Below are 11,914 nucleotides of genomic sequence, written 5' to 3' on the forward strand. Positions count from 1 at the left end.
TTTGTTATGTCCAAAAGAGTAGCAATATACGCTCGTGTATCTACACAAGAGCAAGTAGAAAATGGTAATTCATTAGAATTTCAAGTAGATAAATTAAAAGCATATTGTCAACTTCATGAGTTAAAGGTAGTTGGCGAATATATAGATGCAGGAATAAGTGGAGCTAAGTTCGATAGACCAGCGTTAAATAGATTAAAAGAAGATATAGAAAAAATAGATATAGTATTAATATATAAATTAGATAGACTTTCTCGTTCGATAAAGGATACTATGTTGTTAATTGAAGATATATTTAAACCTAATAATATAGATTTAATAAGTCTGTCAGAAAATTTTGATACTTCTCAAGCTATGGGAATGGCAACTATAGGTATGCTATCTACTTTCGCTCAATTAGAACGTGAGACTATAAAAGAGCGTATGATAGCAGGTAAACTGCAAGCTGTTAAAAATGGCAAATATATTAATCATGCTCCTTTTGGATATAAAAAAGTAGATGGTAAGTTAGTAAAAGATGAAAACACTAGAAAATGTGTAGAATTTATATTTGAAAAGTTATTAGAAGGAATTTCAACAACTCAAATAGCGAAAATGTTAGAATTAAACGGATATGCTAAATTAAGAACTGCTCTTTGGCATTATAATACTGTTAATAGGTTTGCTCGTAAAAAAGTATATTGCGGACATACTCCTTTAATGGGGATAGTTGTCGAAAATACTCATGAAGCGTATATAACTGATGAAGAACAAGAATACATTATTAAACAGCTAGATAGTAGGAATTGTTGTCCGTCTAAAGCTCGTAAAAGGTCTTTTACAACTATTTTTAGAGGTTTGATTAATTGCCCTACTTGTCATAGGAAAATGTCGGTCACTAGATCTCCGAGAAAAGATAAAACATATCTTGTGCGTTATAAATGTAAATATTGCCAACTGGATAAAAAATCAAAATACTATCTAGGAGAAGAAATAATTGAGGAAGCATTATTAAAATATTTCAAAGAATGTTGCTTTAATTTTAAATTTGAAAAGAATAAAGTTAAGTTACCTACTAGGAATTATGAAAAGGAAATATCTATGCAGGAAAATAAAAAATTTAAATTGCAAAGAGCATGGTTAGATAATTTAATAAATGACAAAGAATTGAGAAAACTTCAATCAGATATTGATGTTAGAATAGAGTTATTGAAAAAAGAGCAGCAAGAGCAATTTAACATATTAGAAAATCAAAGGAAAGAAGTTAAGATAAAAGACTTATCATTAAACTTTACTAAAGTGTTTAACAAAATAACTACTGAAGAAAAGGTAAAACTACTAAATGCTTTTATTGAAGATATAAGTATAAATGTAGAGACTATTAGAATATCAGAAAAAATGAATAGATACAACGTTGATATAAGAGATGTGCGCTTTAAGTAAGCATCTCTTATAAATGGCACTCCTACACAAGCATTTCTATAAGGGTAAAACCGTCTTTCTTTTTTAATTTTTTTAAAATTTTTTCCACACTAAACTCCTTTATTTTAACGAGCTAGCCATGTTGAAAATTGGTAAAAGTATAACCATATATAATCCAACTATCACTAATGCTAGCACACCGAATAATATCGGTTGAATTTTTCTTAAACTTCTATCCAGCGATGTTAAAAATGTATCTAACATCAGCTCACTAAACAACTTCAATTCCTTATCGATTAATCCATTATTTTTTCCATGAATAATAAATTTTTTCATTGACTTATCAAAAAATTTAACTTCTCCTATGGCATCTTCAAACGTTATCCCTAAATCTAACTTTGTTAAAATTTCTTCTGAGAAGTATGTCAGATAATAATCATACTTTTCTTCAATCATGACTTCTAACGCCGTTTTTAGAGAAAATCCACTCATTAAAAATAGGCTTAATTCCATAGCAAATCTATACGAAAAGTATAGTTTTGCATAATTTTTAACTTTAGGAATAATTAGTAAAGTGTTTAAAAATAGTATAGGCTTATACTTAGCTATATAAAACATATATATTGAACTAAGTATAAAGATAACAAAAATAATAGATATAATTTTTGGAATATAATACAACAATTTTATAAGAATAATAGTTTGAAAGTCCATCTTAATATTAGATGAAGAATAGATGTTTTCAAACTGTGGAATTACTAGTGCATTAAAAACCATTATTAGGCAAATTAATGTCATAGTTAAAAATAGTGGATAGCGTAAAGTTTTTATTATCTTTTCTTTTTGTATTTTTTTTATTTGCAGATATGTTTCAACTTCCAGTAACATGTCTTCTATGCAGCCGTACTGTTCCGCAAATTTTATTTTTGTAACTATTAATTTTGAATAACCAATATACCCTAAAATATCAGATAACTTTTCTCCATTAGAGAGTTTGCTTTTTATCTTTTCTATCTCAACAGCAGGTACATCATACTGAATTAAAAGAAATTCCAAAGAATCTTCTAACATATAACCGTGTTCGATAAGTTCGTATAACCGTTTTATAAAATAAACCTTATTTTCTTTATCAAAAATTTTTTTAATATCCCCATTTTTCTTTTTCATCTTGTGTTATGAATCCTTCCTCATAAGCTAACAAAAATTTTTCATCTAAGGATTTGTTGGTTATTTTTTTATTATCTATATAGTTATGAATATCTTCTTTATTTAATATTTCAGTTATTAATCCTCTTCCTCCAGCTGATAAATTAACCAACCTTTGAGAAATGATGCAAAGGACCGTTTGTTTTATATCTTCAAGTGATAAATTCAAATCTTTCAAACGATTTATAACACCCACAGAATCCTCTGCATGAATTGTACTTAAAACCAAATGCCCCGAAAATGAAGAAGTAATAACTTGACTTGCTGTTTTAAAATCTCGAATTTCTCCAATTACCATTGCATCTGGATCACATCTCAAAATAGATTTTAGTGCATTATCATAGTTAATCCCTGCTTTTTCATTTACTTGCATTTGAATTAAATTTTCAATATTTTTCTCTACAGGATCCTCAACTGTTATAACTTGTTTATCCATATTAGCAAGTGAACTCGCTAATTTATACATTGATGTTGATTTCCCACTTCCTGTGGGACCTGAAAACAATATTAATCCATACATCTTTTTACTTAATGAATTAATATGCTCCCTATCTTCTTCAAAAATACTATAATCAACATCCTCTAACTCATCAATAAAAATCCTAACTACACAACCCTCTGATAATTCACTCAAAGGTAAAGTAGATACTCTTAAATAATAACTTTTCTCAGATAGCGAATAAACAAAGCGTCCACTTTGTGGTTCTTTATTACGAGAAATATCTATCCCAGCGTTGTATTTTAGTAATGAGTTAACTGCATCTAACTCCCTATTTGTGTAACTTTCATATTTACTCAGATTACCATTGATTCTGAGTTTTATAAAGGAATTACCTGATATATGTGGATATATGTGTATATCACTAGCTTTGCTTTTAATTGCATCATCTATAATTTTAGTCATCAAACTTTTTACATCAATAACCATCACCCCATTTTATAGATAAAAAAATATAGACTAAGTATCTTGTACCTAGTCTATATCAAAACTATTAATTTAACGCAACCACAGATAACTCATATAGCCTAAGTAATTTGAGTTTTATTATAGATTCAAGTGTCTAGAAAAAGAATATCCCCTAAATCTTTTCAGAACCTCTTCTACTAATTTACAATCCTCACTATCTAGTGCTTTTATCATATCAATTACTTCAAAATGAGTTTTCGCTAACTCTTCGTCATTCACTTTTTCTATTTTGTAACCTACAAGCTCATCAATCGATACATTGTACAGCTTTGCAATAGATACTAATGTTGCTACATTGGGCTCATTTCTACCATATTCCCAGTTAGCATAAACACCATGAGATGATAAATCTAATTTATCTGCTACAGTAGACATAGAGTAATTATTTATTTTTCGAAGTTTCTTTAAATTTTGTGCCAGTAATGTTCCTTTATTCTTCAAAGTAATCCTCCTTTCTCATCTACTTATATTATACCTTCTTTTCTATAAAAAAGCAAATTAAATTATAAATTTTAAAAACTTTTCTTATGATTATGAAAATAACTAATTTTCAATTCCTGTGTAAGGTTTACAGTAAAATTACCATAACAGATGATATGTCAACTGAAATATATAGAAAAACAACACTTGTGAAAGCGTTGTTTCAACATTTTAATTAGATTTTTCTATAGTTAATATTTTTATATTTTTTAATAAATTAGTGTAAACATAATTCGCGGCAATTAATCCTGCGGTAGATGGACAAAATGCATTAGACGCCGGCGGCATCTTAGACTTTCTTATATCTGACTCTTGATTGCCTATTTTTTTCAAATATACACTATTTGCTACAGTTGGACTCTCCGTTGAGTACACTACGGGAACCTTCCCTTTTACTTTATCTTTTTTTAATTTTATTCTTATTACTTTTGCTAAAGGACACACTGTAGTTTTTCTTATATCCGCTATTTGAAACTTTGTTGGGTCCATCTTGTTGGCTGTTCCCATAACACTAATAAACTTAATATTATTTCTTAAACAGTATTTCATCAGATGAATTTTATATGTTATTGTGTCACATGCGTCTATTACAAAATCCAAATTTTTTTCATAGAATATTTTATATGTTTCTTCAGTGTAGAAATCCTGAATAGCAGTAACTTCACAGTTCGGATTAATAGATAAAATTCTTTTTTTCATTTCTTCAACTTTACTACATCCCACGGTCACCGTCGTTGCATGGATTTGACGGTTAATATTAGTTATATCTATATCATCTTTATCCATAAGTACTAATGCTCCTACACCCGAACGAGCTAATGCTTCTGCTGCGAATGAGCCTACTCCACCTATTCCTAATATACCTACTCTTGACTTTTTTAATATATCTAATCCATCTGTTCCGATTATTAATTCATTTCTTGAAAATTGATGTAACATTTTATATTCCTTTAAATTTTTATTTTATAATTTTTAGTTATAATTAGACTAAAAAAGACTGGCAATTAATACCAGTCTAAAACCAAAACACCGTAGTTTCTTACTAAAATTGGTCCTGATATAATCAGGTGGGTACAATAGTCTTACCTTCTAAAGTCTTCTCCGAGAAGCATTTTATACTAATAAGAAATTCTTGTTCCCTTTTAAAAAGTGTTAGGCCCGAATGTATGGTAAGTCTTACAAATGCTTTAGTATTCTATACCTATATTTTACCACATCTTTTATATTTAGACAATAGAGAAAATTGTATAAACAAGTATCGTATTATTATTCTAGCTCTATTAAATAAACAATGGATTATTTATGATATTAATTTTTTCAAAATATCTTCATAATAAATATATTTGTAAAATTAAATTCTATTATAATTTATATTTTTTTACAATAACTTTTTCAAGAACTTTCCAGTGTAACTTTGCGGGTTTTCAATTAATTTTTCTGGAGTGCACTCATCAAGAATAGTTCCTCCTCCAACTCCACCTTCTGGTCCTAAATCAATTAAATAATCGCAACACTTAATAACATCTAGATTATGTTCAATAACTACAACAGTATTGCCTCCATCTACAAGCTTATTAATAATCTTAATTAGACGACTTATATCATCAATATGTAATCCTGTCGTTGGTTCATCTAAAATATATAAAGTTTTCCCAGTTGATTTTTTATAAAGCTCACTAGCTAGTTTTACCCTTTGTGCTTCTCCGCCTGAAAGAGTCGTTGCACTTTGACCTAAACGAATATAATCTAATCCCACATTAACAAGTGTTTCTAGCTTATTTTTTATCTTTGGTATATTTTCAAAAAACTCATAGGCTTCCTTAATAGTCATATCTAAAACATCACTGATACTCTTACCTTTATATTTGACTTCAAGAGTTTCTCTATTATATCTCTTGCCGTTACATACTTCACATGGCACATAAACATCCGGTAAGAAGTGCATTTCTATTTTTAATATACCGTCTCCTGTACATGCCTCACAACGTCCACCTTTTACATTAAAGCTAAAGCGTCCTTTTTTATAACCACGTAATTTAGCTTCATTAGTATTTGCATATAAATCTCGTATATCATCAAATACTCCTGTATAGGTAGCCGGATTACTTCTTGGTGTTCTCCCAATAGGGCTTTGGTCTATATCAATAATTTTATCAATATTGCCTTCTACTCCTTTAACTGATTTTACATACTCTGTATCTAACTCTTCTTTATTTAATATGCTTTTTACAGAATTAAATAGAATCTCATTTACTAAGGTACTCTTCCCACTGCCTGAAACACCGGTTACTCCAATAAACTTACCTAATGGTAGTTTCACCGATACATCTTTCAAATTATTCTTTTTAGCTTTGTTAATTGTAATAAACTCTCCATTTCCAGAACGACGTTCTTTGGGAACTTCTATTTTTTTTCGACCAGACAAGTATGCACCAGTTATAGAATTTTTATTTTCCATAATTTCTTTTGGTGTCCCAACCGCTACTACTTGCCCTCCATTTTCTCCAGCTTTAGGTCCAATATCAACAATATAATCACAAGCGAGCATAGTATCTTCATCATGTTCTACTACTAAAACCGTATTACCTAAATCACGCATTGATAGCATTGTATTAATTAATTTTTCATTATCACGCTGATGAAGACCTATTGAAGGTTCATCTAAGATGTATGTAACACCCATAAGTTTTGAACCTATTTGGGTTGCTAACCTTATCCTTTGTGCTTCCCCTCCAGATAATGTTCCTGAAGCACGATTTAAAGTCAAATAATCTAAACCAACATCATTTAAAAATTGCAATCTTGACTTTATCTCTTTTAAGACTAATCTCGCTATTGTATAATCTTTTTCACTAAGTTTTATATTTTCAAAGAAGTCATAGCTATCTCTTATTGACATTTCACAAATTTCCGCAATATTTTTCCCAGCAACATATACTGATAATATTTCTGGTTTTAACCTTTGTCCGTGGCAACTCTGACATTCATCTTCTTTTATATACTTTGCCATTGCTTCACGAGTTGCTTTTGTCATTCCACTTTGATAGCGACGCAATATATTATTACATACACCTTCAAAATAGATTATTCGTGAACGTTTTACACCTTCATCATTTATGTAGGTATGCTTAATTTCTTCAACATCATTTCCATACAAGACTATATTTTGTTGTTCTTGTGTCAGTTTTTTAAATGGAATATCCATTGGAATTCCAAAATGTTCACATGCGCATTTTACTAAACTTGGATAATACGTCGATGTTGCTGTGTTATAAACTACAATTGCCCCATCATTTATTGACATATCTTTTAGAATAACCTTATTAACATCTACTGTTTCATGCATTCCTAGCCCATCACAAGCTGGACATGCACCTTGAGGATTGTTGAATGAAAATATTCTTGGTTCTAGATCACCTAAAGTAAAATCACAGTATTTACAACTATATTTAGTTGAATATAGGTGAGTCACTCCCTTACCAACATCATCAATTTCTACTAGATCATTATTAGAAAGATGTAATGATGTTTCTAAAGAATCTGCTAGACGGCCTTCTACTCCTTCTTTTATGACAATTCTGTCTATAATAACACTTATTGAATGTTTTTTGTTTTTATCTAATTCAGGAATTTCATCTACTTCATAATTTTCACCATCTATTTTAAAACGAATATACCCTTCTTTAGCTAATTTTTCTATTAATTTTTTATGGGTACCTTTTTTTTCTTTGATCATCGGTGCAACAATCTGAATTCGACTTCTCTCAGGCATTTCCATTATTGAATCGACAATCTGGCTTATCGAACTACTTTCAATCTTAACATGATGATTTGGACAGTAAATTTCACCAATTCGTGCATAGAGAAGTCTTAAATAATCGTAAATTTCTGTTACCGTTGCTACCGTTGAACGAGGATTTTTTGATGTTGTTTTTTGATTTATTGAAATAGCAGGAGATAACCCCTCTATCAAATCAACATCTGGCTTTTCTATATTTCCTAAAAATTGGCGAGCATAAGCGCTAAGACTTTCTACATAGCGACGTTGTCCTTCAGCATAAATAGTATCAAAAGCAAGCGAACTCTTTCCACTTCCACTTAGTCCTGTAATTACAACAAATTGATCCCTAGGTATTTCTAAATCTATATTTTTTAGATTATTTTCCCTTGCTCCTTGTATAACGATTTTATTCTTTTTTTGCATTTTTCACCTCATATAAACTTTGTGAAATTATTATTTTATATTTAATAACTTTTACTTTAAAACAAATTTTCTAACTCTATTATTATATCATAAACAATATTTAAAATAATATTAAATTGTTTTTTCTTTATATATTTTAAACCCATTTTATTATTCTATATTATAAAAAACAGCAAGATTTCGAGATAAGTCTCTTATCCTGCTGCTTTCTATTATTCTACATTATCCATATCATATAATTTACGATATTTTTCATTTGTTTGATATAATTCTTCGTGAGTTCCATTCATTTCTACTTTTCCATCTTTAATAAAAATTATTCTATCCATGTATTTTATAGAATTTAAATGGTGAGTTATCCAAACTATTGTTTTATCTCTGTTAGTTTCAAAAATTGTTTTTAATAACTCATGTTCTGTTTTCGGATCAAGACCTACTGTCGGCTCATCAAGAAGAAGAAGCTCGTTATTTTGAATAAGAGTTCTTGCAAAAGCAATTCTCTGACGTTCTCCTCCTGAAAAACGACTACCTGTCTCAAAAACATTAGTATTTATTCCGTCTGGAAGTTCAGAAATTAACCTAGTAAGCTGAGATTTTTCTAAACTTTCTTCAATCTTGCTGTTAATCTCATCGTCTGTTACTTCTTCTTTTTTATCTAGCAACGCCAATTTTAAATTTTCACGAATAGTCATATCAAAAAGATAAGGTTTTTGATTCAATAATGAAATTTTCGTTCCTAACATTTTTTCTGTTGGAACTTTGCCTAAAACTGATATACTTCCTGTATAATCAGTATAAGTTCCCGTCAATAGCTTAACAAGTGTAGATTTTCCTACACCACTACGACCTAATATTGCAACTTTTTCTCCTTTTTTTATTGATAACGAAATATTGTCAAGAACATTCTTCCCATTTTCATAAGCAAATGTAACATTTTCTATATCAATAACATTTCCTTCTTTATTTTGTAGCGCTTTATCAATATCTACATCATCTTGTTCATTAGCATAGAAGTCTTTAACACGCCTAATCGAAACTTCATATCCTGGGATATGGGCTACAGATTCACTTGTTATAACAGAAACACTCATAACCGATAATGCCATCATACAAAACGATGCAATATATACATTTTCTATAGAATTATTTAAGGTCATATTCCAACAACTATAAATCATATAAAAAACTGTCAATCCTGCTATAAAGTTTACTAGGTTTTCTCTAAAATGCACAAAAATTTTAATCTTTGTTTCTTTTTTTAATAGTCTAGTTTCTTTTTCTTGATATTCATTCATAAAGTCATTCACTCTATTTGATGAAATCCAATCGCTAATTCCGAAAATTGCACTTGTGAAATTTTTATAAAGATCATACTTTGCCTCTTTCATTACTTGAAAATTTCGACGTGTAAATGTAAGTGATACAAAAGGTACTATAAAAATTATAAATAATCCGAACAGAGTTGCTAGAATGGCATAACTCATATCATATCCAAACATTAGTGTTACAAATATAACATAAAGAACTAATGACACTATACTAGGAAAAATTGTTTTCAAATAAATATTTTGTAAATGTTCAATATCTTCAGCTATTAATCCAAGTAAGTCTCCAGATTTATATTCTTTTTTCAATTTCAATGCATGCGGTTCTAAAATTTTATAAACTTGACTACGCATTTTCTCTATAATCCCTAAAACCAAATTATGACTTGTTAAACGTTGTAGATAAGCAAATGTAGATTGTGATAAAGAAAATGTTCTTGTTAATACGGTTGGGACTTGTAGCATAAGAATATTCCCTATTCTCAATGATGACTTACTTATTAAAAAACCTGACACATACATAAGTGCCGCCCCACTAACTGTTGACAGTATTCCTAGAATAACTACGAGGGCCATCATACTTTTATTTTTTTTGATTTCTGTTCTAATAATAGAATTATTTCTCATCGTAGCCACCCCCTACTAAATTATTCTTTAAACTAACATATCGTAAACTTTGTTTAAAATCTACTATTCTTTCAAAATCTACTATCATACCTTTTTCTAAATTAACGATATAATCCATATTATTCAGCCAATGTAGTCTATGTGTAGCAATAATTACTGTACGATTTTCAAATAACTGTAATAACTTTTCTTTAATTTCAAATTCCGTTTCAATATCCAAGTGACTTGTAGGTTCATCTAATATAATAATTTCTCTATTACTTATCAAAGCGCGTGCTATTGCAATTCGTTGTGCCTGTCCTCCACTAAGTTCGTTACCTGCCTCGCCAATAAGGGTATCATATCCGTTTGGTAAATCCTCTATGAATGTATCTAATCCAACAAGTCTACATACTTCCTTCAATTTTTCTTCACTAACTATGTCCTTCTCATAAAATAAGATATTATTCTTTATAGTATCCGGGAATATATAAGGAAACTGTGAAATATATGAAATTTTAGAAATCCATGAATTTGAATTTAATGAAACAACTTCATTGTTAATAAATATTTCTCCTGAACTCTGCTTATTAAAACCTGATAATATTGAAATTAACGAAGTTTTTCCACTTCCACTTGGGCCAACTAAGGCTATTTTACTTCCTTTTTGTATATCTAGATTGATATCTTTTAAAATTTCTTTATCATCTTTTATAAGTGAAATTTCTTTAAGAAAAATACTATCTACATTAGTTATAACCTTTTCCTCTTTAGTTATATTATTATTTTTTTTAATCATATGCTCTATATCTTCGTAAGCTATCTGCCCATCCAAAGTTGCATGATAATCTGTCGCAGCTTGTTTCATCGGCAAGAAAAACTCTGGTGAAATTAATAGAACAGTTAATGATGGTAATAGACTTGTTTCTCCATCAAGTAACAATATCCCCAATCTTACAGCTAAAAGAGCTATTGCTATTGTAGTTAAAAAATCTAACGCAAAACTGTTTAGAAAGGCAAAAGTTAAAGTCTTCATAGTACTTTTTCGGTATTCAGAATTTTTCTTTTCCATAATTGGCAAGTAATTTTTACTTATTCCTAAAAACTTAAGCGTTTCTATACCACGCACTGTATCAATAAAGTTATTTGATAATGCACGGTATTTTTTATATTGTCTATTTGCCATATCTCGAGCATTTATTCCTAATAAAATCATAAAGGCAACTATTACTGGAATAACAGAAATTATAACTAATGCTGATACATAGTCAGTATAAAAAATAAAAATTACTACCAACGTTGGAATTACTCCACCACGGATTTTCTTTGAAACATTAAGTTCAAAATATTGTTTAACTTTTCCAATTCCATCAATTGACAGGGTCACTAATTTTCCAGAGCCTTCACGAGTTGTAAAATCTGGCCCTAGGTTAAAATAGCTTGCTAACAATCTTTTACGTAAATCTTTTTCAAATTCTAATGCTTCTCTTTCTGTAAAATATTGTTGTAAATGTAAAAACACAACTCTTAATATATATCCTATTAAAAAAAGAACACTATCCCTTGCTACATTATCAAAATTTTTATGGAATAAGCCAACTATTGCTTTACCTAAAAAAGCAGCCTGTATGATAATACAAGCTGCTTCGAATATTGATAATAGTAATAAAGTTAATGTTAAACTTTTTTTAACAGGAAGCTTTAATTTTTCTTCCTTCTTTCTCATTA

8 protein-coding genes and 1 other RNA gene are annotated in these 11,914 nt (G+C 29.3%); 1 reads left to right on the forward strand and 8 read right to left on the reverse strand.

Annotated elements, in window-relative coordinates; all coding sequences use genetic code 11:
- The first annotated feature begins 6 nt into the window (after positions 1-6).
- A complete protein-coding gene (locus O3802_RS00885) occupies positions 7-1,419 on the forward strand; it encodes a recombinase family protein (RefSeq protein ID WP_371457891.1) in 1,413 nt (470 codons plus the stop codon).
- Positions 1,420-1,518: 99 nt separating this feature from the next.
- Here O3802_RS00885 and comGB read toward each other — a convergent pair whose 3' ends face one another.
- From comGB to cydD, 8 genes are all read right to left on the reverse strand, one after another.
- The gene (comGB, locus tag O3802_RS00890; protein ID WP_371457892.1) at positions 1,519-2,565 is read right to left on the reverse strand and encodes a competence type IV pilus assembly protein ComGB; all 1,047 of its coding nucleotides are present in this window, start codon (positions 2,563-2,565) and stop codon (positions 1,519-1,521) included.
- Positions 2,540-3,508, reverse strand: a complete 969-nt coding sequence (gene comGA, locus O3802_RS00895; RefSeq protein WP_371457893.1) for a competence type IV pilus ATPase ComGA — start codon at positions 3,506-3,508, stop codon at positions 2,540-2,542. The genes comGB and comGA overlap by 26 nt, the downstream gene beginning before the upstream one ends.
- A 141-nt stretch (positions 3,509-3,649) precedes the next feature.
- On the reverse strand, positions 3,650-4,012 hold the full coding sequence (locus O3802_RS00900; RefSeq protein ID WP_040461382.1) for a helix-turn-helix domain-containing protein: 363 nt from the start codon (positions 4,010-4,012) through the stop codon (positions 3,650-3,652).
- A 210-nt stretch (positions 4,013-4,222) separates the two neighbouring features.
- Entirely contained in the window at positions 4,223-4,990 is a 768-nt protein-coding gene (locus O3802_RS00905) for a tRNA threonylcarbamoyladenosine dehydratase (protein WP_371457894.1), read from the reverse strand.
- 75 nt (positions 4,991-5,065) lie between these two features.
- Positions 5,066-5,248, reverse strand: a non-coding RNA gene (ssrS, locus tag O3802_RS00910) — 6S RNA.
- A 181-nt stretch (positions 5,249-5,429) separates the two neighbouring features.
- Positions 5,430-8,255 carry an excinuclease ABC subunit UvrA gene (gene uvrA / locus O3802_RS00915; RefSeq protein ID WP_371457895.1) on the reverse strand — a complete coding sequence of 942 codons (2,826 nt, stop codon included), beginning with the start codon at positions 8,253-8,255 and terminating at the stop codon, positions 5,430-5,432.
- A gap of 212 nt (positions 8,256-8,467) precedes the next feature.
- Positions 8,468-10,207: a thiol reductant ABC exporter subunit CydC gene (gene cydC, locus O3802_RS00920; RefSeq protein WP_371457896.1), complete on the reverse strand. Its 1,740-nt coding sequence runs from the start codon at positions 10,205-10,207 to the stop codon at positions 8,468-8,470.
- A complete protein-coding gene (cydD, locus tag O3802_RS00925) occupies positions 10,197-11,912 on the reverse strand; it encodes a thiol reductant ABC exporter subunit CydD (RefSeq protein WP_371457897.1) in 1,716 nt (571 codons plus the stop codon). Before cydD ends, cydC begins: the two co-directional genes overlap by 11 nt.
- Positions 11,913-11,914: the final 2 nt, after the last annotated feature.

It is taken from the genome of Gemella sp. 27098_8_92, assembly GCF_041433685.1.
Taxonomy (GTDB): domain Bacteria; phylum Bacillota; class Bacilli; order Staphylococcales; family Gemellaceae; genus Gemella.

Coding starts and splice junctions, on each gene's coding strand:
- O3802_RS00885 (WP_371457891.1), top strand. CDS start 7: ATGTCCAAAAGAGTAGCAATATACGCTCGTGTATCTACACAAGAGCAA.
- comGB (WP_371457892.1), bottom strand. CDS start 2,565: ATGAAAAAGAAAAATGGGGATATTAAAAAAATTTTTGATAAAGAAAAT.
- comGA (WP_371457893.1), bottom strand. CDS start 3,508: ATGACTAAAATTATAGATGATGCAATTAAAAGCAAAGCTAGTGATATA.
- O3802_RS00905 (WP_371457894.1), bottom strand. CDS start 4,990: ATGTTACATCAATTTTCAAGAAATGAATTAATAATCGGAACAGATGGA.
- uvrA (WP_371457895.1), bottom strand. CDS start 8,255: ATGCAAAAAAAGAATAAAATCGTTATACAAGGAGCAAGGGAAAATAAT.
- cydC (WP_371457896.1), bottom strand. CDS start 10,207: ATGAGAAATAATTCTATTATTAGAACAGAAATCAAAAAAAATAAAAGT.
- cydD (WP_371457897.1), bottom strand. CDS start 11,912: ATGAGAAAGAAGGAAGAAAAATTAAAGCTTCCTGTTAAAAAAAGTTTA.